Raw genomic sequence first — 23,065 nt, forward strand, 5'->3', positions numbered from 1 at the left:
TCAGAACGCCACATCATATTCAGAAATGCTCGGGACAGGGTCAATCAGCTTCTTCAGGTACGTCGTTCTTGTCGGTTTGATTTCCGCCGCGTGCAGCGATGCCACCGGCGTTGTCAGGCCGAAGGCACTTCCGCAGCTGAATCACGATCCGATCCTGTTTGTCCATGGATTGGGCGGATCGTCGGCGAGTTTCGCGCAGATGCGCGCCCGGTTTGTGGCCGATGGCTGGAGGGATGGCGTGGAGCTATTCGGGTTCACATATAGCTACCTGGTAACAAACGCTGCGGCGGGTCAGGAGATTTACAACCAGGTAAATCACATCATGACAGTCACCGGCGCGAAAAAAGTCGACATCATCTCTCATCACGCAGGAAGTCTGTCGTCCCGTTTTTATTTGAGGAACTTCGGTGGTGTGGAGAAAGTGGATGCGTGGGTGTCGCTCGGCGGCCCGAATCATGGATCAACGGCAGTGGGTCAATGCTCTTCGATTGCATGTCAGGAGATCGCGCCCAAGTCGGCATTCATGACCGCGCTGAATGCGGTGGTCGAGGCACAGCCGCCAGTACGATACGCAACATGGCAGAGCCCGTGCGATGAGCTCGTTGTTCCGCAGTCGAGCGTTGCCATCCACGATGCTGCAAACTCTGTGACAGCCTGCATGAAAAATGCTGCGTTGATTACCGATGCCGCGGTCTACGAACAGGTAAAGACGTTCGTCAGATAGGGATTTCTCCGTCATGAAGCTTGTTTCCAGAGTCGCGGCATGCGCGGGGATTTTCGTTGCGTGTTTCAGCGCAGCTTCGCACGCTGGAGCCCAGAGCGTGGCAGACACCGCCCGGGATTCCGTGAGTGTCGCCGCCGCCGCCCGCCCGACCGACTCCGCCACCAAGATACAACTGCCCTCGCTCACCCTTGTGACAGCTCACGAAGTCGATCGGATGCGAGCCGATCAGCTTGTAAAGGGCGTGGCGCCGGGTCAGTCGCTGCTATTGCGGTCGGCGTCTTCGCTGGCGACCCCGCCAGCGCTGGGCAATCGATGGTTTGCGGGCGAGCTCATCTATCCCCAACTCCTGTTGGTACGAAATTCAGGCCTGCCATTCTCGCAGAACAACAGCTCGCTCTGGGCCGGGCGCGGAATCAGCAGGCGAGCGTTGCTCGGTTTCAGGCTGGAGGCACCACACGTCAGCCTTGTCTTTGCTCCACAAATTATCGCATCCGACAATTCCTACTGGCTGCTCAGGCATGACTACTTCCAGCCCACCGTCCCCCTCAGATACCTCGGACGCGGTTACACGTTTCCGTACTACTTCTACACTTTCCCAATCGACCAGCCGCTGAGCTTCGGAAGTCGCCCCATACGGAGTTTCGACATGGGTGAGTCGACGCTACTGTTGCACGCGGGTGGCGTTCAGCTGGGAGTTTCGAATGAGAACCAGTGGTGGGGGCCGGGAATCCGAAATGCCATGCTCCTGAGCAACAATGCGCCGGGATTTCCTCACATCTTTCTGCGCACCGGGCGTCCCATCAGCACGCCGGCAGGTGGCCTGGAGTTTCGCTGGCTCGCGGGCGCGCTCACCGAGTCGCGATACTTCGACACGGTGTCTACAAATGACATTCGCTCCCTAGCCTCGATTGGTGCGACTCTGCAGTCGCGCTGGGATCCCAATCTGACGATCGGCTTTGCCCGGTCTGTCTACGCGGCGGCGAGAAATTGGGAACTGATCCCTGGTCGCCTTGGCGATGTCTTCAAAACCGCGAGCAGGCCCAATCCGGACGTTCTTGCTGATATACTGACTGATGAGCCGGTGGAAGAAGGTGGGAGGGACCAGCTGTTCTCCCTTTTTGCCCGGTGGGTGTTTCCACGTAACGGCGCCGAGGTCTATGGCGAGTGGGGGCGGACGCGGCCAGCGACAGGGTTAGCGGATTTCCTGAAGACTCCAAATCACACGCAGGGGTACACGATCGGAATGCAGTGGCGGGGAGATGCGTGGGGCGGCGGAAACGTTCGCGGGCAGGCAGAAATCACGCAGCTCGAGCAGAGCGCCACGTTCCGCGACCGTCCCGTCGGTTCGTGGTACACGAGCAACCGCGTGCTTCAGGGATACACCAATCGCGGACACATCATTGGAGCATCAATCGGTCCAGGCGCCTCGAGTCAGTTTGTCGCGCTTGACTACATGAAATCATTTTGGCAACTCGGCGCCTTCGCTGGACGAATCCGGTGGAACGAAGATGTGCACAGCACATTCGGATTTCCGGACTATGTTTCGTACTGCAACCATGACATAAGCGTTTATCCGGGAGTGCGGGCCGCACTGTTCGGCGGATTCGGCTCGATGACAGCGGAGCTTACCCTCCAGAACCGGCTGAACGTACTGTTTCAGAACAAAGGCGGGTGTCCGAACAACGGTGAGCGCCTCGACCTCAGGACTATCTCACTGAAGATCGGAATGACGGCGTTCCGTTACCGTTAGAAACCAGGCGCTCGAAGGGCGAAGACGGTCGTACTACCAGCGGCGAACGCGCGCCATGAGCTGGACGCTCAGGTTTGCGACATCGTCAGTGAAGTTTCGGTTGTAATTCTGCATCGCCTCGACCTTCACGCCAAAGTCCGCATACCGCGTGAACTGCATCCGTTCCAGGCCAAGCGCGACGATAACGTCTGTTTCCTTGTTCGCAGAGGCCGTAAATCCGGGCGGCAATGGATTGTAGCCGCCGTTGGTCTTGATAGCGTCCAGGTAGTCTCCCGCCTGATCCCTGACGATGCGCCGGAGAGTCAGTCCAGTGCGACCTATCGGCGAATAGCGCATCCATGACAGAGTGGATGCCGCCGCCGCGCCCACCCCGGGACTGGCCCCCAGGAGCTGGCCGCGATTCGTATGGCCTTGCCGCAGCGGCGAGTGAAGGTAAACGGCGTTCTCGATACGAAGCCGCGCGAGCGTTGGAATCTGATAGTTGACCAGCTCACCCTTGATGACGTCGATCCGGTTCGACCTGCCTAGAAATGTTTTCTGAAAACCGAGCATGTATTCGCGCTCGTGATCGATGTCCTGAATGAATTCGCGGAGATCGTAAAACTGATCTTCATATCCGCGCTCTCCGTACACCTCAAATCCACTCTGGGGAAACGTCCACCGAAAGAAGAGCGACGCCAGCTGATTATCGAAACCCGCGCTGTCGCCCTCGGCGAACTCATTCTTCAAAAACAGCACCTTGAACGGCTTCGACCAAAACTTGCCGCTCGGCTCCCCGTTTTCGAACGGCACATGAAAATACCGGGAAACACCGACTTCGAGGCCGGGAAAGCCGCGAGGAAGAACCAGAAAAGTCGCCGCAGTCGTCAGTCGCTCCGTGCCGGTCTCGCCTGTGGTAAAACGGGTGCCTCCAGTAACAGGGCCGAACTCTGACTGGTAGAGCTTTCCCCACATCACCCGCGCATGAATCTTCGCGATCCACAGATCGATTGGAGAACCACTGCCGACGAAGAGATGCGGAAATCCCGGCGCATTGGTGCCAAGAAGGAACGGATGCTCGGTGGCCGGACCAATCCACTGATTCCCCGTCCCGAATCCGACCGTCGCATACTTCGAGTCGAGCCGAATCCCCGAGTTGCCGAGGTCGACCCGCGAGTATGCGCCGGCTCCGAACCGGAGTGGCATGTCCACGAGGTCGGTAAAAGTGCTGCGGTTGAATGACTGTGGCCCCGTCTTTCCGTTTGGCAGGACCGGGAAGGGCGAGTTGCCGGCGCGAAACACAACCGGAGCCAGCGTGAATGAGAGAGGCCCGTATCGTCCTGAAACTGCCGCGGAAGCGGCGACCGTCAACCCGCGGCCGATCCAGACTGCGCCATCGTTGGCGCCGTAAGGATATGCAGAGTTGAAATTGGACGTCAGGGTGGCAGGACCTGCATCGAACCGCGAAGCAGTGAAGCGATTCTTCAAAGCCCAGGGGCCAGCAGTATCGGATGCGACCAAAGTGTTCAATTCCCGTGGCGAAAAGCCCCGAATAGACCACGGGTAGTGCGGAGCCACTCCGGCAACCTGAAGAACCCTGAGATAATCCTCAAACTCACTTCCGGTTGCCAAATCGCCTATTGAAGCGCTGCGCGGTTGGGCGTTCGCTTCAAACGGATTCGCGCAAAGGATTGCCGAAAGCGCCAACGCAGGAATCAAAGCCAGCCGACGCGGCGGGTACATCGGTCGTACTGTCATCGTTGAACATTGGGTTTGATGTTTTCTTCGCAGAGTTCGGAATCTTAACACTCCGCTCAGCCCGTTGTAGTTACGCCAGCTGCAAGCCGTCACGCGCACCATGCACTCGCTTTGTGGCCATTCGGGCCATTGGCAACCGCTGAGCGACCGTCACGGCCGCACCAGCAAGCCAGAAGAAAATCCACCCCAGGGTTATGGAGTTGAAGACGACCGCCGTGACGCCGTTGATCGCGATGCCGACAACCGACAGCCACATTGCAAGTCCCATTCTTTGCTGGGCCAGGCTCTCGCCCTGCCGATAGAGACGCATCGCCGACCCACCGATTGCACCGAGCACGAGCAGGAGCAGGCTCAGGCCCAGCACGCCCATTTCGACGCCGTATTTGAGGTAGAGGTTGTCGCCCGTCAGATGCTTGAGGCCCGCGCGTACAGCCGTCTGATCCGCGGTGCCAAGGCCCGAGCCCCATGGGTTTTCGGCGAGCACCGCCAGCCCTTTCGTCCAGTCGGTAACATGCGATATGCTGCTTCCTTCCTGCCACGAAAGCGTGTGCCAGACGAAGGTGGGGAACCCGGGGATGCTGACGAAAGCGGCTGCGAATACCACCGATGCGAGTGCCACCCCGGCAACGGCCCACTCGGGTCGCCTGATGAGGCATACGAACAGAACGAGCTGGATCAAGGCAACCAGAATCGTCATGCGGGTGAGCGTCAGCACCAGGCCTGTCACTACTACTGCATAGGCAGCAGTCAGCAGCCGCGTTCGGCTCTCGCGCAAAAACACCCATGCGGTTGCCAGTGGGAAGAAGAGGATGAAAGGAACCGCGAAACCCTGCCCGCTTAGATATACAGAGCCGGCTCTGCGAAAGAGATTGCCGCCTATCATCGTCCAGTAGTTGAGCGGCAGGCCATAATCGTTGCCGACCGTGAACGCGGAAACCCCGAGAAAGTTCTGGAAATACGAAGCGACACCGAGCGCAACGAGCATTTCAGGTGTCACAACAATTCTTTCCAGGACACCGATGCCGCATGTCAGAACGATGAGGATAAACAGACTTCGCATCGCTCTGTCATCGGACACGAGTTCCGGCATCGCGCGACCCACAAAGTAGGCGATCATGAAATAGACAGAATCGCGGATACCCAGAAACTCGGCGCCGGCCGGCAGATTGAAGCCCAGCCACAGATTTTCCACTAGAAGAAACAGGGCGGCAGTCGTCATGAGTCCGCCAATCCACAGATCGGGCCAGGCAATCGCTGCCCGACCTCCGCGACCAGTCATGGCGCGCACCATTATAATCACCAATAGTACCGCGAGGCCGGCCTCCTTCCACGCAGCAATCGTTCTGACAGTGTTCTCCGGAAGTCCGAACCAGCCGAACAGCACCGTGATGATAAGGCTGTGAAACGCGAGTCCCCAGGCGAACAGAGGGAAGGCGACGCGGGCAGGGAACGACCGCGCGTCGGCGACGCCAGGAGAGCCCGACGCCTGCAACCAGGAAGAGCCAGGATTCTCACGTCGTTGTCCAGTCGCAAAAACTGCGACGCCCGCAGCCGCCACCGCGAGAACCCCACCGACAACGAGCGCATTCAACATCAGCAACCAGTAATGCGGCCATACCGCGCGGCGGGGCGGCACCGCCCCGTCTATCACTGTGATTGCGCCCGCATTGTCCGCTTCGTCGATGCGAGCCGCGTCAAGTTGGCGTTGAAGCGAAATGCCCAGCAACGTCGCAGCGCTGCCGGCCCTCTGGAGCTGAGATTCCTCGAACACCAGCCGCGGCGAGTTTTCCCATTGCCGGTTGCGCTCGCGAAACTCACGCATCGCCTCACCGGACCGAGCCAGCGCAGCGTCAGCCTCGCGGACGCGCTGCTCGAGGAACAGGCGCCTGGATCGCTCACGCGACCCACGCTGCTCCTCGCCGAACACCTGCACCAGACTGACTGTGCGATTTGCGATCGCCGCTGAAACCTCCGGCCAGCGGGACTCAACCCTCAGCTCGACAAGGTTGGATTCACCATTCACATTTGGCGACATCGCTTTACCAAGCTTCCTGAGCGCAATTTCCTCCGCGCGCCTCGGATCGTCCGCCTTTACCTGATAAATCTCGAGAAGTGAGGCGCTGTCGCCCTCTTGCGCACTGCGGGGGTCAGAAAATCTGGCCTGCAGCAGGCGCCGCCGCACTTCCACGCTCTCGATGAGCTGCACATAAAATTCGGGCGGCGGCATTGGTTCGGCTGCGGCCATTGTGAGCGACTGTGTCGTAGAAGCGGCGCCTCCCAGGGTAGCGGAAATCGCTGACGCGATATCCGTTTCGCTCCGTGCCGCAGTTATGAATGACGCGTGAGCCCGGTAGACCGGCGGCCGTAATAGTACGACGGTCGCGGCGACGAGCAGCGTCGCGCCCATCACTTTCAGCATCAGCCGCCGCCGCGAAGCGATGCCGACCACCCACATACTGAAGGTCAGTGGCGACGGGTGGGGCAGTTCCGGCATTGGAGCCATAATCCGCTCAGACGGCTGGTCGCTGCGCGGGACTCAAGGGTTCCTCGGACCGCCCGACAGCGGATAGCGCTGACGAATTTGCATGGGATCCCATATAAAAAGCCGGCTGCTGGGCAGGTGCTCCCGGTTGTTCCTCTCGCGTCTCGGGTACAGCTCCGGGCCGTGCTGGCCTGAGGGCACCACGAAGATCAGCCCACGTGTTGGGATTCCGCCGCCGCCAGTCGGCCAATATCGCGGCGCTCCCCGCCACCACCAATCCCGCCAGGAGGCCAAGTGCGGCGGCGGAAAAGACGAGTACTCCATAACGCGGCCACTGCGCCTTCCGTGGCGCAACGGCTGTGTCCACGACGGTTATCAGCGCGGCATCATTAATCTCGTCGATTCGCGCGCCTTCCAGTTGCCGATCGAGGTTTACGTAAAGATCAGACGCGAGTTCGACGTCACGCCTGATGCGCTGCTCCTCAAATTTCAGACTCGGGGCACTGACAAAACCGCGATTCTGCTCATAAAAAAACCGCTGCCGCTCCTCTGCACTGCGCAATGCATCCTGAGCACTGTCGCGACGCATCTGCAAAAACGCACGCTTCGATTTGGAGCGTGACACTCGAATCTCACGGTTGAATGACCCTACCTGGCCGACCATCTCGTTGGCGATCTGCGCACTCAGCTCCGGCCACTGAGCGTCGACAGAAAACCAGACCAGATTAGTCTTTGCGTCCCAGCCCGGGCTAACGGCGTCAGACAACTGCTTGACTGCCAGCTCGACGCGACGTTGCGGGTCTGCGTTCCTGATGCGCAGGATGGAGATGAGTGGTGCACTATCGCTCGCCGCAACAGTGCGCGGATCAGGGAAGCGCGTATCGAGCAGACGAGTCAGAAGTTTGCGGCTGGCCAGAAGCTGAACGTAAAACACTGGTGACTCGGACGGATCTCCGCCCATACTGCCGCCAAACTGGGAGATAATCCCGCCAAGCGCCGAACTTCCGCCGAGGCCACCAGGTAGCTTGGACCCGCCAGCACTGTTTGCGACAAAGGAGGCATTGCTCCGATACACCGGAGGGATTATGAAGGTTGCCGCAAGTGCGAGGGCGACAGCACCAACCGTCGTGAGCGCGATGAGCCTCCAGCGCGCAGAAACACCAGCGATCCATCCCGTGAACGTGAGATGGCCGCCGGCAGTCGTCTCGTCTGCTTGTCGCACGCTCTCCTTGTTACCTCTGCGCGATCGCGATGGCCGTTAGCAGGCTTGCGGCCAGCGCCGTCAAGCCGCTCAGCGTGGCAATGAAATCGACGCGCCGTTCGTTTTTGTCGCGCTCCGGCACATACACGCTGCTCCCCGGGCGCGGCTCGGGATTGTTCCTGAAGATGAACTTGCCCGACGTTGCCTCGACCTTTCCATTTGGCTGCGTGACGTATGCGTACCGCAGATCCCCTCCCCGCGTGATACCACCTGCTGCTCGAACATAGTAATCCAGGTCTGCGCCCGGCCGGTACGTGACCGCCACCGGCGAGTTCACTGCTCCCTTGACGCTCACTACGGCGTTGAAACGCGGAATGAAAATGGAGTCGCCGTCTACGAGCTGCAGATTGTCGCGCGACCTGTCAGCGCGGAGAATTTCCGGAAGTGCAATCCCGATGCGCCCCACGCTGTCGCGCCTGCGAAAAAACGTGACCCCGTCCGCATATGCCTCGGGCGTGAGCCCGCCAGCGCGCCGGATGATATCCATCACCTTCTCGGTTTTCGTGCGAAGTGTGTATTCACCTGGGAAACGCACCTCTCCGGCGATCGTAACGCGTCGTTGCAATTCCCAGTTCGGCTGCCTGAGAATAAGCACGTTGTCGTAGGGACGAAGTGCCACTTCAGGTGACCCGCCGGCCGCTGCGGGAAGTCCGGGAGGCCCGAAATACTGGCCATTCGGCCCGATCTCGAAGATGTAACTCGAGTCGAGTGGCACTCGGAAGGTCGTTGCCGTGGCCCCCGCACGGCGATCCAGCGGCAACCGGGCGATCTCGGCTTCACGAAGATCCGCGCTCTGCTCGAGTCCTCCAGCCAGCAACACCAGATCGCGGACTGTCATCCCGTCCCGAAACGGCACCTGCCCGCTGGTGCGCACTGCGCCAGTGATTCCGACGAATCGCGTAGGCCGGAATTCGGTAACGGAGAATACGCGAATCTGATCGTCTTCCCTCAGCACGAAATCTCCGATTACTCGCCCTGTCGTATCGGCAAGCGTCGCGTGCAGCTGAACCCTGGTCGAGTCGGAATTGAGCCGGGAAACCAGGACCTTGCCAAGATAGGAATCGGGTTTGAGTCCCCCGGCGGCGCGGAGTGCCTGCGACACGTTCATGCCGGCAGTCAGTCCGAGATTGCCTGGCTGCCATACGTTGCCTTCGACAGAGATGCGGTTGCGGATGCGTTCGGTAACCGGGAACACGCGGATAATGTCCCCCGCCAGCAACGGCACGTCAGAAGGGCTTCCCTCGGCCAGACTTACCGGGGAGATGTCGATGGTTACCCGGTCCCGCCCGCCTTCTCCGCGAGTAGCCGGGGCCTGGATACGCTCGATCTGCACCCGACGCCGAGAAGCATTCGGCGTGAAGCCGCCCGCGAATCGAATCGCGTCGGAGAGCGTCTCTCCCTGCTGAATTTCGTATGTAGCCGGCCGTGTGACCTCTCCCACGATTCGAACCCGCGGGGCGTGCACCGGGACGAGAATGACGTCTCCAGTTAGCAGCCGGACGTCGTGCGATGCGTCGCCGTTGATCAGATAGTCGTACACATCGAGAACGTCTACGGTTCTGCCTGCCCGCTTGATCTGGATGTTGCGCAGTGTGCCGTTGTCGGAAGGTCCCGCCGCCGCGAACAGCGCTGTGAGCGCGGTCCCCGCACTCGACACGCGAAAGCTCCCCGGCCTTATCACATCGCCCACCACATAGATCTGATTGCTGCGAAGTCGCACCGGGCTCACGGAAAAGCGGGTCGTGGCACCCCGGCCCCGCCTTACTCCGGAATACACGCGGCCGAGCCGGTCATAGAGGATACTCTCAAAATTGCCAAGCGTGATGTTGTTGACAAACACCTGTCCCACTTCGGGTATCACCACGAACCCTTCACGCGTAACGTCCAGCTCGTAGGAAGCTGAAACGTCGCCAGTGAGGATCAGTGCCAGCCGGTCGCCAGGTCCAAGGCGATAATTTGCGTCAACCGGCCCGCTGAGATTCGGATCAGCCAGTGAGCTGGATCGGCGAAACGCGTCGAGACCAAAAATCACAAAGCCGCTGTCACGGTCGGCGCGGGTCGTGTTGTCCTTGAAGCCGGCGAGTCGTGCCTCGCATTGCTGGCGAAGCAACCGCTTGTTGGCGAGCGCCTTGGCAGCGCCGATTCCAATGGTATCAGCAGGATTGAGTGTCGCGTCATCCGTAAGCGCGTCGACGCTGCACCGAAGTGACGCGAGATCGGCGGTGTCGGTGATTGCGAGGGAGCGGAGCGCGTCAAAGACCTGCTGACGAGGCGCTGCGCCGGGCGCTGCGCCGGGCGCGGAAAGCTCTCCTCCAGCCTGATCGCCGCCAAGAAGGTACGCATCGAGAATTGATTCCGGGTACCCCTCGGCGCGGAGCCGGGCCCGAACCTGATCGGGTGTCAAACCGCTCGAGAGAATTCGGGAGCGCAGTTCGCGGAGCAACGCAGGATTCGACTCAAGCATTGCCTGCGCCTGTGCCGGTGATGGATTCTGAGCACCGGCAACCACAGGTACAAGGCAGAGAATTGCGGCAGCGGCAAGCGACCGCAGTCTTGATGGATTCATCGCAAAGTAGGAGGTGAAGTAGAGTCTCGTTCGGCGCCGGCGAAAGGAAAAGCATGGTCGCGCAGGGACTCGAACCCCGGACCTCTGCTGTGTGAAAGCAGCGCTCTAACCAGCTGAGCTACGCGACCGACATTTGGCCGCTCAGCGGCCACAGCAATATTTCAGCGCCGACCGGAACGAAACCAACCGGAAAAGTAACGGCCGACCTGAAACCGAGTAAGTAGCCCCGCTCACGGTACACCAGGACCAGGCACGGGTGCCGCTACGGCTGGATGGGCCCTGCAGGACTCGAACCTGCGACCGTCGGATTATGAGTCCGCTGCTCTAACCAACTGAGCTAAGGGCCCGAACGGATATCAGAATTTAAGCCGCGTGGCACGGGTGACGAAAGGTGTCACCGGACGGCAATCAGGAACGCCGACCAACCCGTCCAGTGCTGCTGCGCGACATAGCGCTTTCGTGTATTCATCCGCAGCGCGCGGAATACCGGATACGCAGCGGTAAATATCCAGTTTCTCGACGTGCCACTTTCCACCGGCTTCAACCCGCACTGCTCAGCAAGCACCGCCAGCTCATCCACGGGTACCGGACGTATGTGGGTAGGGTCGTCATAGAAGTTCATGGTCACACATCCAGCGGCCTCGCCAGTTACGGTCGCCATCGTCTCCGTCTTCGGGTGTGGAGTCTCAATGTAAAGGCGACCACTGGGCTTGAGCAGTCTCGCTGACTCGAGCAGCAGGTGACGTGCGCTCGAGAGATGCTCAACCACGTGCATGCAGGTAATAGCGTCGAACTTCGACCTGGACCATGGCAGCACATCGCTCTCGAAGTTCGCACGGTGGAACTCTGTCCCCGTGGGATAAGAATCAGGCGAGCCCGAGATGTCCGCGGCCGCCAGCGAAATGTCTGGACGAAGCTCGGCAAAATGCCGGAGCGTGCTTCCGTCCGAACTCCCGAGATCGAGCAGCGATCCGTTTGGCGGAACCAGGCTGACGAATCTTGAACGAGTGTCAATCCACGGCACCGCTCGCCAGCGCTTCCAGTTCATGCGCCGCGGGTCTTTGAAATACGGCAGTGACAGGTCAGAGCTGAATCAGTCAAATCTCACGAGCCACCTGGGCACCCATGTCACTCTGGCACGCCCTTCAAAGACATTGATGTCGTAGCCGGCCATGTTAGCCCGGTTCGTGCTTTGATTCACACCGGCGTCCGCGGTTATCTGCCAGTCGCGGAACAGGATCGCTGCTCCCGACAAGCCGATCCGGTTGGTGGTCCATACGACTCCCGACAGAATACCCGGTGTTCCTTCGAACGATGACGGTACCGGGTAAGCGTCGCGGTAGTCGCCCTGTCCCTGCCGCCTCCGGGCGACGTAAAGCCGAAGCGGCGCTCCCCGGACGATTGCCAGGTCCGACCCCAGCCGCACCTCGTCGTAATCGCTGTATCCGCGACCGAGCCCCACGCCGCGGATTGCGTATCTCTCGGCGATGTTGGGAGTGCGATAAGCCAGGTTCGAGACTCTCGTGTACGACGCGAAAATTCGGTGCTCGTCGAACGCCGGCAGTCCCTCCGCCGAAATTGTAAGGCCATATGCGGAAGGTTCCCTGCACACGGTATCGCATCGATCGATCTGAATATCGTCGAGCAGAATCTGCCCACTGATGTTGCCCCTGGAGCGTGAGCGGAAGGCAGCCTCGAAACCGAACGCGAGATTCCCATCGGTCCGTTCGTTCTTCCAGCTCAGCCCGTAGACGTTCAATGGATTGAGAAGCGAGAACTCGAGCCCCCGGCCAACTCCGGAATACACGAACGACTCACTGAGCGCCGCTTCAAACCGGCCTCGATTTACCGCAAGGCGGTGTGCAGAGAGATAGCGCGATGATTCTACACCCGGGGTGAGGACGAAATTCTCCAGTTTGGCGATCACCGTGGACACGTTGAAACGCGACGTCCCCGCGCGGCCGTAAAGGTGGTCGTACGTGTAGGCGTCATCGCCGAGGATGAGGCCTGAGAAGCGGGCTGGGCCCCACGATCGGGCGACGCGTCCGAACGTTGCCTCTCCGTATTTCCACTGGCTCCCGATGTAGGCGTCTTCGGTGCGACCCGCGATCGGGCGGTCCTGACCGCCGGTGAATTCGGGATCCGAGTTCAAACGATTGTCGAGAATCGCGCGCACTGACCCGGTAAGATGGCCGCCTCCCATCACGAAGTATCCCGCGACTGCCGGCGACAGATCATCGCCGGAATCCCCAATCATCAGCTCCCGCCGCGCAGAGGTCTGGGCGGTCGCGTAAACGTCAAATGTCGCTTTCGCCCGAAACTGGGACCGGCTGTTGGTTGCTTCACTGCTGTTTCGCAGATCATAACGACCGATTGAGGCGCGCAATGCACCGACATAGCTGGCGAGGACGCCGGTTGCATCGCGCCGGGAGCTACTGTCCAGAGCGTCCCGGACGCTGTTCACTGTGTAGGGTCTAGCGAGCACTGACAGCCCTGGCAGGAAGCCTCTCGCCAGCAGCGCATCGATGTAGCTGTAGGCAATGTCGTCGTTCGGCACGTAGGCAGAAGCCTGGCCGAACAGGCATGCCGGAACCAACATCGCCACCGCGATAAAAGACCTTATCGAAACCACCTGATGCCCTCGAACTGCGGTGTGAGCTGCAACGCGGGAGAGGGAAGGTGGATGTATCCAAGCTGGCGCTTGATGGTTTTCCAGACCCGACCCTCACCTGGCAGCTTTTCGGCGTCAATATCGAGCGTCAGCAGGATTCTGCGCTTTGCTCGCAGGTTCGCCCCCGTTGCAGGGTCGATCCAGTCGGTGATCGTATGCCCCGCAGACACCCTCAGAAATCCCGGCCAGTAGCGCTTTGCCTCCGCCGGCAGCAACGCATCGACATCTGCCGAGATCCAGTAAGTCTGCCCAGCGTAGTCGAGTGTCGGCCGCAGCTCGCCTGGAATATTGTCGGCATTCCGCAGGGCCGCGGTGGGCGAGTAGGATATCGTGGGCTTCACCGCACGCGTCTTCGGGTAGGCCGCATGCAGCACAGCTATCGCCGTTCCAGTGGTGTTGGCAATCAGGTCGGGGTAAGAGAAGCCGTACTTTTCGTACTTCCCATCCCAGATTTCGATCTGGAGCTGAAATGCGGCTGCATAAGCAGCGCTCCATAACGTGGCGCGCCCTTTCGACATGCAGGCACTTCGGAGCAGCGCGTCGCCGAACCGCGCCAGATGATATCCGCCGTGGAGGTGGCCGAACTTGTCCTGATCGCGGAAATTCTCGTCCCAGTCGGCATTGAAGAAAAACCCTTCGGATTTCTCGCCCGACCACCACGCGCGCTTGAAATAGCTGTAGAGGGCAGCGTTCCCGCCGACGAAAGCTGCGGCCACAGCCGTCCGTTTGAGTGCGACATCAAGCGAACCGTTTCCGCATTCCACGCGCGGCTCCGTCTTCGCGATCGCCAGAGTGTCGGTGGGAGCAATGGGGACCGAAATTCCGGCGCGGCCGGACAAATCGCTCGCGCTCGAGGCATGCTGTGAAGGAATCGACGTTGAGTCGGACAATGCCTGCGCATGCGCGACATTGGTGCCGGCCGCAGATCCGAAAGCCGCAGCCCAGATCGCCGTTATGCAAAAACCAACGCTTCTCAACCGATGCAATCAATCTCCAGTTTTACGTTGCTGTCGAGCCATGCGCCGAAGCCCAAGTCACACTTCATCCCGGCACCGGTGCGCCCGCGCTGAAGTCATCGTACGCTTCGACGACCTCGGCGGTTCTCACCGTCGCCGCACCAAGTTTCCGCACTTCGACTCCGGCTGCAAAGTTCGCAATCACGGCCGCCTCGGCCGGGGTTCCTCCGGCGGCGAGTATAGTTGCAAGATAAGCGGTTACGGTGTCTCCGGCGCCGACAACGTCATAGACCTCGCGAGCTGTTGTCGGTATGCGGCCCACCTCCCCAGCTGCCGACAAAAGCGCCATGCCCTGTTCGCCGAGCGTCAACAACAGATGTTGTACTCCCAGGCGCCCGAATGTTGCCGGGAGGGCTTCGGGATGCTCGAGGTCCACCGCGGCGCCCAGCGCCGATTCCAGTTCTCGCCGGTTGGGCTTGAAGATCGTCGCTCCCCGGTAGGCGAAAAAATTCCGGTATTTTGGATCGACGACGATCGGGATGCCGCATTCATTCGCTCGACCGATCGCCATCGTTATCACCCCGCGTGTGAGAACGCCCTTGTTGTAGTCCTCCAGCACCAGCGCATCGGCCCCATCGAGTGCTGTAGCGATGGCACGGTTCAATTGTCCCGTTTCCTCACCGGCAATGTCACTGTCATCTTCTTCATCGTATCGCAATAGTTGCTGAGACCGGGCAACGACTCTTGTCTTCGTAGTCGTGGGCCGCGAAACCCGCACCACCGAGCGCGTCTCCGTTGGAACACCCGCGAGCATCTCCAGCAGTGTGGCTCCGGCGGCATCGTCCCCAACGGCGCAGACGATCTCGCATCTGGCGCCGATCGCTACGACATTGTTTGCAACGTTTGCGGCGCCGCCAAGTGCCAATTTCCGCTCGCTCACTCTTACGATCGGCACCGGAGCTTCAGGCGATATTCGGGCGACTTCGCCTCGCAGGTAGACATCAAGCATCGCGTCGCCAACCACGACGACACGTTTGCCCTGTGCCGCCGCAAGCAGCGCCATCAAGCGCTCTCGCGAAATGGTTTCGATCATCGTGCAGCAAGCTAAGGGCGCGGGTTGCGGCCGGCAAACCGGGCGTCAGGCGCGTCTACGGCATAAATTATTCTTCTCGCACAAACGCGATGGGTGGCCCGGGTGTCGCCCGAGGCAGCATCGGCTAATCACAAGAGACTCCATTTGCTCGAGCGCTTCAATAACGCTGCTAAGCAAAAAATTCAGTCGTTGCAGGAATACTTCGTCCTTGGTGGAAAAGGGATCGGATTCGCGTTTTCGCGCCCGTTCTACAGGGGCGATCTGATTCAGCAGATGGAAGCGATAGGAGTGCAGTCTCTCGCCATCGTGCTGCTGACAGGATTCTTCACCGGCATGGTTCTGGCACTCCAGTCATCGATTGCTCTCAAGACGTTCGGGGCAACGCTTTACATTGGCCGCCTGGTTGCCGGCTCCATGATTCGTGAATTGGGGCCTGTGCTCGCCGGGCTGACGGTCGCGGGCCGGGTTGGATCCGGTATCGCCGCGCAGCTCGGGTCGATGAGAGTGACGGAGCAGATTGATGCGCTCAACACTCTTGGCACGGATCCAATCCGTAAGCTGGTCACGCCCCGGGTACTGGCAGCGCTGATCATGCTGCCGACACTCACCGTGATCAACGATTTCGCTGGGATTCTGGGTGGCAGCGTGATCACGTCGGCCTATGTCGGAATCCCCACCTCGGTGTATTGGGCGACGGTCTGGGATCAGATCGCGTCAGGCGGATTCATTTTCAAGTATGTCCCGATCGACTTCGTGCATGGATTGGTAAAGCCGTTCGTGTTCGGAGGAATAATCGCGCTGACAGGCTGTCACTTTGGGCTCAAGACCACTGGCGGCACGGAAGGAGTTGGAATAGCGACCACGCGCACCGTCGTCACCGCGAGTATCCTGATACTCGTGACCGATTACTTCATTACGCAGTTACTCATCGCCATTCTGGGATCGTGACAGACGCTCCGAACGATCGACGCACCGGGCGGCCGGATAACCGTCGGAGTGACGGGTCCGACGCGGAAACAGCGCCTGACACTCCCATTCGCCGCCCGGACGACGATCTAAGAGTTCGCGCCGCAATCCGCCGCGAGCTTGCGGATGATGAGAAGACGGATGAGGCCACCGCTGAGCCTAGCGCGGAAAACGGTAGCCAACCACAGGCAGCAGCGGGCGAACGAGGGGTAGCCGCGCTTGAGAACATCTACCTCGCGTTCGACGAACCGATTCTCGAGGACGTGTCATTCTCCGCAACGGAGGGCGAGACAATAGTCGTTGCCGGCGAATCGGGCACCGGCAAGTCGACAATCCTCAAACTCCTCTTGCGCCTGCTCGTTCCGGAACGCGGTTCGGTCTACATCGATAATGAGGAAATCACCGGGCTCAACTTCAACGATGCGCTGAAAGTCCGTCAGAAAATGGGCATGGTTTTTCAAAGTGCGGCTTTGTTCGATTCCATGAGTGTGTTCGAAAATATTGCCTATCCACTCCGTGAGCATACGGAGCTCAAGGATGATGAAATACTCGATCGCGTCCGTGAAAAATTGTCATTCGTCGATCTTGATCCGGACCGCGTGCTTGACCAGATGCCCTCTGAACTTTCCGGTGGCATGAGAAAGCGGGTGGGAATCGCCCGCGGGATGGCGGACAATCCGAAAATCATGCTGTATGACGAGCCGACCTCAGGCCTCGATCCACTTACGACGGCGACGATCACGCACCTTATCATCAAGCTCCAGCGTGAGCTAGGGGTCACGAGCGTAGTCGTCACCCACGATATCCGGTCCGCCTTTCGCATGGCCAGCAGGATTGCCATTCTCGCGAACAGGAAAATTGCTTTTTTTGGCACGCCCGAGGAGTTGTCGGGCAGCGACGACAAATATCTGCGCGACTTCCTCGGCGGATTCTGATATGATCACACCGAACGGTGCAATCGGATGAAGAGATCGACATTTATAACCTGGGATCAGCTGAAAGTCGGGGCCATGATACTTGTTGCCCTGCTTGTCATCGGCGTCGCAATCACCAGGCTCGGAGCTGCTGCCAACCTCTTTACGAAGCGCTATACTCTCGTCACCCTCGTCCCAAGCACGGCAGGCCTCAGGGAAGGGGGACAGGTGACACTCGCGGGGAAGCTCGCAGGCATTGTAAAATCGATCGAGTTCCTGCCGGTGGATACTGACACTACCCGTAACCTTCGTATTACGGTTGAGATCGACCGCAACGTGCAACAGCAGATACGGAGAGACTCGGAGGCCAAACTCAGGACGCTCGGACTGCTCGGAGACAAGGTGTTCGACATCAGCCCCGGCACCCCGCGTTTCCCCGTTCTGCGACAGGGTGACACGCTTGAACTCGGCGTGGCGCTGGACTACGAAGAAGTCCTGCTTCAGGCATCGGGGGCGCTTGGCGAGGTTGTCGTACTGACCCGGGCAGTGCAGAAGATCGCCACCGGCGTGGCCGCCGGCGAAGGGTCGGTTGGCCAATTGCTCACGAGCAACGAGCTCCACGACCAGCTGACTTCGACGCTCGGGAGCACGAACTCGCTGATGACCCGCCTTCAGAATCCGAGAGGTACAGTCGGCCAGCTGCTCAACGACCCCGCTTTGTACAACAATCTCAACCGTGTTCTCGTTTCGGCGGATACCATCGTGTCGCAGCTTGGCGGCAGCGTCGGTTCAAATACAGGTACCGTCGGCAAGCTCCTGCGGGACGACGCTTTGTACAATCGGCTCGTGTCGGCTGTTTCTGGCGTCGATACCCTCGTCAGCGGCATGGCAAGTGGCAACGGAACCATAAAGAAAATTTTCACCGACGATCAGCTGTACACTCAACTGCTTGGTGCTGTCACGTCGCTCAACGCCGTGCTCGTCGATGTTCGCCGCGATCCAAGACGGTACACAAAGGGATTCATCGAAGTATTTTGATGATGTGATCCATTCCCATGAGCTCGATGTCATAACCACCCGCGGAAACTCCCTGGAATCGTTTCACCGGGTGCACGCAGCGGTCGTGAACGGCAATGACGTACTGCTCGGCGGGGCGGGGGATCCCTCCCTGGTGACTTTCTGGAGATCCTGCGCGAAGCCTTTTCAGGTCATGCCGCTCATAGAGGGGGGCGGATTCGACGCCCGCGGCTGGGGCGACGAGGAGCTTGCGCTGGCTTGCGCCTCGCATGGTGGCGAACCTGAGCATGTGGCCATCGTCGAGTCGATGTTGCAAACACTGGGGCTCGAGGAAGGCGATCTCGCGTGCGGACCCCAGGAGCCGCTGTCGGCGCGCGGCGCCCGCTTTGTTCGTGAGTCCGGTATCCGGGTCAAGCGGACACACAACAACTGCTCCGGCAAACACACGGCTATGCTGGGGCTGGCTCAGCATTCCGGTTGGCCAATCAGGGAATACGAGCGCGCCGATCACGCGGTGCAGGAGGCCATGCTGAACCAGGTTTCGCTTTGGACGGGGGTGCCGAAGTCCCAGGTGGATGTGGCGATAGATGGTTGTGGAGCCGCGGTATTCGGTATTCCCCTCGACCGAATGGCGCGGGCCTATGCGCGGCTCGGCTGCGCCGCCGCGCGGGGGGAGGAGATTCCAGCCCGCATCACGAATGCAATGGCGAAGAATGCGTTTCTCATCGGGGGCACCGATCGATTCGATTCGATTCTGATTGAAGAGTCAGAAGGTCGCATCCTCTCCAAGATAGGAGCCGAAGGCATCCACTCGGCGGTGATCCTCGAGGGCGCTATCGGTATCGCTCTCAAAGTCGAAGACGGCAACCAGCGCGCGCAGTTTCCAGCATTGCTGCAACTGCTGCAGAACCTGGGGGCTCTGCCGGCGGAACTCCCCCCGCGCCTTGCGGAGTTCAAGCTTAAGGCGCTGAAGAATACCAGAAATGAGGTAATCGGCGACGTGATGATGCTGGCCGGTTCGGGTATCGAGGGACGGCGATCTGCGGAAGCAGCGGCGTTCTGACCACATCGGTGGTTATTTGGTGCAGTCGTTGGCGGCATTGACGCCCAACGTTCCCGGACTCGATTCACAAACGCGTAATCTGGTGAGAATCGCAGCGGCGATCGCAGGATCACGCGAAGCGGAGATCCGAACTGTTATGGAACAGGCGGTTGGATGTGTCGATGCCGGGCATGTCGATGAAGTGCTTCTGCAATCCTGTCTCTTTGCGGGATTTCCTCGCGCACTCAATGCAGCGCGGATATGGCGAACCGTTTCGGGCGAGCCTGCGCCCGCGTCGGAGACCCATGCGCCTGCTTTGGACTCCACTCAGCTGGTCGAGCAGGGGACGAAAACGTGCGCGCGGGTCTATGGGGAGTCGTACGTGGTCCTCCGGGAAAACATCCGAGCGCTTCACCCTGCGCTGGATGCGTGGATGATCGCCGATGGTTATGGCAAGGTGCTGTCGCGTCCATACCTCGACCTGAAGCTGCGCGAACTTTGTATCGTCGCTGCATGCGCGGCGAGCATGCAGCAGCGTCAGCTCCATTCGCATCTGCACGGGGCCTTGAACTGTGGCGCCACGCCGGGAGAAGTAGCTGGAGTGTTCGATTCCCTTGAAGGACTGGTTGGATCATCTGACATTGAGCGGTATCGGACATTGCTCTCCCACGCGCTTTCCGGACGGCAGCCTAACCCCCTCACAACGACGCAATGATCCCGCATCGAGCCCTTCAAACCAATTACCCGCAACTCTGGCCGCTCCATGTTCGTTGACCGCGTGATCGTGCGAACCGAGGCCGGTACCGGAGGGTCCGGCTGCACTTCGTTTCGTCGCGAGCATCGTGTTCCCATGGGTGGCCCGGACGGCGGCGATGGCGGCCGGGGCGGTGATGTCGTAATCCGCGGCGACGGGAACCTTGCCACGCTGCTCGACTACACCTACCGCGACAGATGGGCCGCTGAGCGAGGGGATCACGGATCGGGGAGTAACAAGACGGGCCACTCCGGTGCTGGCGTCGTTCTGCCGGTGCCCCCCGGAACGCTGGTAAAGGACGCCGACACTGGCGAAATCCTCGTCGAGATACTCGAAGACGGTCAGGAAGCGATTGTCGGGAGGGGCGGGAGAGGGGGGAAGGGCAATGCGTTCTTCGCTACCGCAACACACCAGTCACCGCGTGAATGGCAGCCGGGCGAGGCGGGCGATGCCCGCACGCTCGAGCTGGAGCTCAAGCTAATCGCCGATATCGGTCTGGTAGGTCAGCCAAATGCCGGAAAATCGACGCTCCTCTCCGTTATTTCAGCCGCGCGACCGAAGATTGCAGATTACCCCTTCACGACTTTGGCACCGAACCTTGGCGTAGTTCAGCTCAGCGACCACAGAACGTTCGTGGTTGCCGACATTCCCGGAATCATCGAAGGAGCCCATGAAGGTAAAGGGCTCGGGTTACAGTTTCTCCGCCACATCGAACGCACGCGGATACTCGCCTTTCTCATCCCCATCGACGCGATGGACTGGCAGGCCGAATATGAGCAGCTTCGACACGAGGTCGCCTCGTATTCCGAAGAGCTGGCGACGAGGCCCCATTGCGTGGTTTTTACCAAGATGGATCTGTTTGGGGAGGACTACATTCCGCCAATCGACACGGACAACGCGTTCCGAATGTTTGCAATCAGCGCGGCAGGAAGACAGGGTCTCGACGAATTGCTCTCGTCGTGGTGGAGCGAGCTGCTCGACCTCAAGCAAAACATTATCGTCAACATCGCAAACACAACCCAACCTTTGCCTTAACCGGCGTGTCTCACATGCTGGATTTCCAGGGTCACGCGTCAGGGCAGGTCATTGCCTGTCGGAGTCCGGTGACTGCCGATTACCCAGGTTGTCTTCGGGATCTTGCGCACCCACCGCAGTCCCTTTACTCGATAGGGTCGATGTCAGCTTTATCGGGACCACGGGCGTCAATTGTCGGCACCCGCATTCCTTCTGCTTACGGACTGCGAATCACAAGGGCACTCTGTGCAGCCTTTGCCAGAGCCGACGTCTGCGTGATAAGCGGTATGGCGCGAGGCATCGACGCTGAGGGGCATCGGTCGATGCTTGGTGCCGGAGGAAAAACGGTTGCCGTTCTGGGCACGGGAATCGATGTCGCCTATCCCGCTTCTCACCGCGGCCTTCACCGGGCAATTGGCGCTTCCGGCCTCCTGATTTCTGAAAACGCTCCCGGAGCGTCCGCACACAAGGGGGCGTTCCCGAAGCGGAATCGAATCATTGCTGCGCTCGCGCCCCTGACAATCGTGGTCGAGGCCGGTCACCGGAGCGGTGCGCTCAACACGGCTGCTCACGCGTTGGATCTGGGAAGGCTCGTAGCGGCCGTTCCCGGCCCAATCGACTCGCCGCAAAGCGAAGGAACCAACCAGCTCATTCGCGACGGCGCTGCAGTAATTGCGTCGATCGACGATGCGCTTGCACTGGCTGGCGTGGCGGCCCCGGCCCGAAGCGCGCCAATGCAACTGGAGGGGGACGACGAACGCGTATGGTCGGCACTGGGCGCGGGGCCGCTGGCCATGGATGACCTTTCGGCCAAAGCCGGCCTTCCGGCACGGCAGTGCCTTATGACCGTGACCTCGCTAGAGCTTATGGGAATGGTCGAATGCCTTGTCACGGGGGAAGTGCGCCGGCGGTAAGTCGGAGCTGGGTGGGTGGGCGTCAGCGGCAGGTATATTCAACTGTGCCACCCCGCCATCTGTACATCCACGTCCCGTTCTGCGCACGCCGCTGCTCATACTGCGATTTCTCGATCGCGGTTCGGCGCGTCGTTCCCGTCAGCGCGTACCTCGACGCTCTCCGTGCAGAGCTCTGGGTCCAGAAACTGGGACACTATGTTGAGCGCTCCGCTTTCTCGGGCGGGCGGCACTCTCCAACGCCACCTGACCAATCTCCGCTCGAGACCGTTTACGTTGGAGGCGGTACTCCGTCCCGGTTGGGAGCCGAAGGAATTCGGGAGCTGCTTGCGATCGTGCGCGAGGTTCATCCGATTGCCCCGGGCGCCGAAATCACTATCGAAGTGAATCCCGACGATATTTCAGCTCGATCGCTGGAGGCATGGGCCGCGGCTGGTGTCAGTCGCCTCTCGATTGGCGTGCAGACATTCGACGATAGAGCGCTGGAATGGATGCATCGAACACATTCGGCAGAGCAAAGCCTCGATGCCCTGAGGCTCGTGCGGCAATCAGGCATTCAAAATTTCTCTATCGACCTGATATTCGCGCTGCCGCTTTCGCTCAGCCGGTCATGGAAAGACGACGTCGATCGGGTGCTGACATTTCAGCCGGCCCACATTTCTCTCTACGGACTGACGGTCGAGCCGTCGACGCCACTCGCCCGTTGGACTGCCGCCGGAATCACCCGGACCGCACCCGACGACTGTTATGCAGATGAGTTTCTTTACGCGCATGAGGCAGCAACCGCCGCCGGCTACGATCATTATGAAGTGTCCAATTTTGCGTTGCCTGGCAGTCAGTCGCGCCACAATTCCGCATACTGGTCGGGTGCCTCGTACATCGGCGCGGGGCCCTCGGCCCATTCGTTCGACGGAGCGTGCCGGAGCTGGAACATCGCGCCTTATGCAGCATGGTTAGCGCGCCTTGAAGCTGGCGAGAGTGTGACGTTCGGCGAGGAGACGCTTACTGAAGCAAACAGGCTGGCGGAAAAGGTCTACCTCGGTCTTAGAACAGCGGCGGGTCTGACAGTGCAGGCTTCAGATCTCGAAGCCGCTTGCGCCTGGGTCGCGCAGGGCTGGGCTGTTCTCAGCGACGCGCGAGTGCGTCTTACGCCCGAAGGGTGGCTCCGGCTCGACACGCTGGCTGCCGGGTTGACAGGGATTTGAAT

Annotated in this window: 18 protein-coding genes and 2 tRNA genes; 10 read left to right on the forward strand and 10 right to left on the reverse strand. The window is 60.1% G+C overall.

Annotated elements, in window-relative coordinates:
- Positions 1–25 precede the first annotated feature (25 nt).
- Both WKF55_06410 and WKF55_06415 read left to right on the forward strand, forming a co-directional pair.
- Positions 26–724, forward strand: coding sequence for a hypothetical protein (locus tag WKF55_06410; GenBank protein ID MEJ7759210.1), 699 nt, complete (start codon positions 26–28; stop codon positions 722–724).
- Between the two features lie 13 nt (positions 725–737).
- Positions 738–2,474: a capsule assembly Wzi family protein gene (locus WKF55_06415; GenBank protein ID MEJ7759211.1), complete on the forward strand. Its 1,737-nt coding sequence runs from the start codon at positions 738–740 to the stop codon at positions 2,472–2,474.
- A gap of 33 nt (positions 2,475–2,507) precedes the next feature.
- Here WKF55_06415 and WKF55_06420 read toward each other — a convergent pair whose 3' ends face one another.
- The 10 genes from WKF55_06420 to WKF55_06465 all read right to left on the reverse strand — a co-directional run bounded on the left by WKF55_06420 (position 2,508) and on the right by WKF55_06465 (position 15,240).
- A complete protein-coding gene (locus WKF55_06420) occupies positions 2,508–4,085 on the reverse strand; it encodes a capsule assembly Wzi family protein (GenBank protein MEJ7759212.1) in 1,578 nt (525 codons plus the stop codon).
- Positions 4,086–4,281: 196 nt separating this feature from the next.
- On the reverse strand, positions 4,282–6,705 hold the full coding sequence (locus WKF55_06425; GenBank protein ID MEJ7759213.1) for an O-antigen ligase family protein: 2,424 nt from the start codon (positions 6,703–6,705) through the stop codon (positions 4,282–4,284).
- A 16-nt stretch (positions 6,706–6,721) separates the two neighbouring features.
- Entirely contained in the window at positions 6,722–7,915 is a 1,194-nt protein-coding gene (locus WKF55_06430; GenBank protein ID MEJ7759214.1) for a GNVR domain-containing protein, read from the reverse strand.
- Between the two features lie 10 nt (positions 7,916–7,925).
- Positions 7,926–10,520 (reverse strand): SLBB domain-containing protein, encoded by a 2,595-nt coding sequence (locus WKF55_06435; GenBank protein ID MEJ7759215.1) that lies wholly within the window; start codon positions 10,518–10,520, stop codon positions 7,926–7,928.
- 54 nt (positions 10,521–10,574) lie between these two features.
- Positions 10,575–10,648: transfer RNA gene (locus WKF55_06440), tRNA-Val, on the reverse strand.
- 145 nt (positions 10,649–10,793) lie between these two features.
- Positions 10,794–10,867, reverse strand: a tRNA-Ile gene (locus WKF55_06445).
- A 47-nt stretch (positions 10,868–10,914) separates the two neighbouring features.
- Positions 10,915–11,568: a class I SAM-dependent methyltransferase gene (locus WKF55_06450; protein ID MEJ7759216.1), complete on the reverse strand. Its 654-nt coding sequence runs from the start codon at positions 11,566–11,568 to the stop codon at positions 10,915–10,917.
- A gap of 45 nt (positions 11,569–11,613) precedes the next feature.
- Positions 11,614–13,125, reverse strand: a complete 1,512-nt coding sequence (locus WKF55_06455) for a hypothetical protein (GenBank protein ID MEJ7759217.1) — start codon at positions 13,123–13,125, stop codon at positions 11,614–11,616.
- 14 nt (positions 13,126–13,139) lie between these two features.
- Positions 13,140–14,177 (reverse strand): DUF2279 domain-containing protein, encoded by a 1,038-nt coding sequence (locus tag WKF55_06460; protein ID MEJ7759218.1) that lies wholly within the window; start codon positions 14,175–14,177, stop codon positions 13,140–13,142.
- Between the two features lie 55 nt (positions 14,178–14,232).
- A complete protein-coding gene (locus WKF55_06465) occupies positions 14,233–15,240 on the reverse strand; it encodes a PfkB family carbohydrate kinase (GenBank protein ID MEJ7759219.1) in 1,008 nt (335 codons plus the stop codon).
- Positions 15,241–15,384: 144 nt separating this feature from the next.
- Between WKF55_06465 and WKF55_06470 the strand changes: the two genes are divergently transcribed.
- The 8 genes from WKF55_06470 to hemW are packed head-to-tail and all read left to right on the forward strand — an operon-like array spanning position 15,385 to position 23,063.
- Complete coding sequence (locus WKF55_06470) at positions 15,385–16,188, forward strand: ABC transporter permease (GenBank protein MEJ7759220.1); 804 nt, start codon at positions 15,385–15,387, stop codon at positions 16,186–16,188.
- The gene (locus WKF55_06475) at positions 16,185–17,141 is read left to right on the forward strand and encodes an ATP-binding cassette domain-containing protein (protein ID MEJ7759221.1); all 957 of its coding nucleotides are present in this window, start codon (positions 16,185–16,187) and stop codon (positions 17,139–17,141) included. The genes WKF55_06470 and WKF55_06475 overlap by 4 nt, the downstream gene beginning before the upstream one ends.
- Before the next feature lie 27 nt (positions 17,142–17,168).
- Positions 17,169–18,158: an MlaD family protein gene (locus WKF55_06480; GenBank protein MEJ7759222.1), complete on the forward strand. Its 990-nt coding sequence runs from the start codon at positions 17,169–17,171 to the stop codon at positions 18,156–18,158.
- A 4-nt stretch (positions 18,159–18,162) separates the two neighbouring features.
- The gene (locus WKF55_06485; GenBank protein ID MEJ7759223.1) at positions 18,163–19,200 is read left to right on the forward strand and encodes an asparaginase; all 1,038 of its coding nucleotides are present in this window, start codon (positions 18,163–18,165) and stop codon (positions 19,198–19,200) included.
- A gap of 19 nt (positions 19,201–19,219) precedes the next feature.
- On the forward strand, positions 19,220–19,894 hold the full coding sequence (locus tag WKF55_06490; protein MEJ7759224.1) for a carboxymuconolactone decarboxylase family protein: 675 nt from the start codon (positions 19,220–19,222) through the stop codon (positions 19,892–19,894).
- Between the two features lie 48 nt (positions 19,895–19,942).
- A complete protein-coding gene (gene obgE, locus WKF55_06495) occupies positions 19,943–20,968 on the forward strand; it encodes a GTPase ObgE (protein MEJ7759225.1) in 1,026 nt (341 codons plus the stop codon).
- Positions 20,969–20,982: 14 nt separating this feature from the next.
- Positions 20,983–21,861 (forward strand): DNA-processing protein DprA, encoded by an 879-nt coding sequence (gene dprA, locus WKF55_06500; protein MEJ7759226.1) that lies wholly within the window; start codon positions 20,983–20,985, stop codon positions 21,859–21,861.
- A 44-nt stretch (positions 21,862–21,905) separates the two neighbouring features.
- Entirely contained in the window at positions 21,906–23,063 is a 1,158-nt protein-coding gene (hemW, locus tag WKF55_06505; GenBank protein ID MEJ7759227.1) for a radical SAM family heme chaperone HemW, read from the forward strand.
- Positions 23,064–23,065 lie beyond the last annotated feature (2 nt).

It is taken from the genome of Gemmatimonadaceae bacterium (assembly GCA_037721215.1).
GTDB lineage: Bacteria > Gemmatimonadota > Gemmatimonadetes > Gemmatimonadales > Gemmatimonadaceae > UBA4720.

Coding starts and splice junctions, on each gene's coding strand:
- WKF55_06410 (MEJ7759210.1), top strand. CDS start 26: ATGCTCGGGACAGGGTCAATCAGCTTCTTCAGGTACGTCGTTCTTGTC.
- WKF55_06415 (MEJ7759211.1), top strand. CDS start 738: ATGAAGCTTGTTTCCAGAGTCGCGGCATGCGCGGGGATTTTCGTTGCG.
- WKF55_06425 (MEJ7759213.1), bottom strand. CDS start 6,705: ATGCCGGAACTGCCCCACCCGTCGCCACTGACCTTCAGTATGTGGGTG.
- WKF55_06435 (MEJ7759215.1), bottom strand. CDS start 10,520: ATGAATCCATCAAGACTGCGGTCGCTTGCCGCTGCCGCAATTCTCTGC.
- WKF55_06450 (MEJ7759216.1), bottom strand. CDS start 11,568: ATGAACTGGAAGCGCTGGCGAGCGGTGCCGTGGATTGACACTCGTTCA.
- WKF55_06465 (MEJ7759219.1), bottom strand. CDS start 15,240: ATGATCGAAACCATTTCGCGAGAGCGCTTGATGGCGCTGCTTGCGGCG.
- WKF55_06480 (MEJ7759222.1), top strand. CDS start 17,169: ATGAAGAGATCGACATTTATAACCTGGGATCAGCTGAAAGTCGGGGCC.
- obgE (MEJ7759225.1), top strand. CDS start 19,943: ATGTTCGTTGACCGCGTGATCGTGCGAACCGAGGCCGGTACCGGAGGG.
- dprA (MEJ7759226.1), top strand. CDS start 20,983: ATGCTGGATTTCCAGGGTCACGCGTCAGGGCAGGTCATTGCCTGTCGG.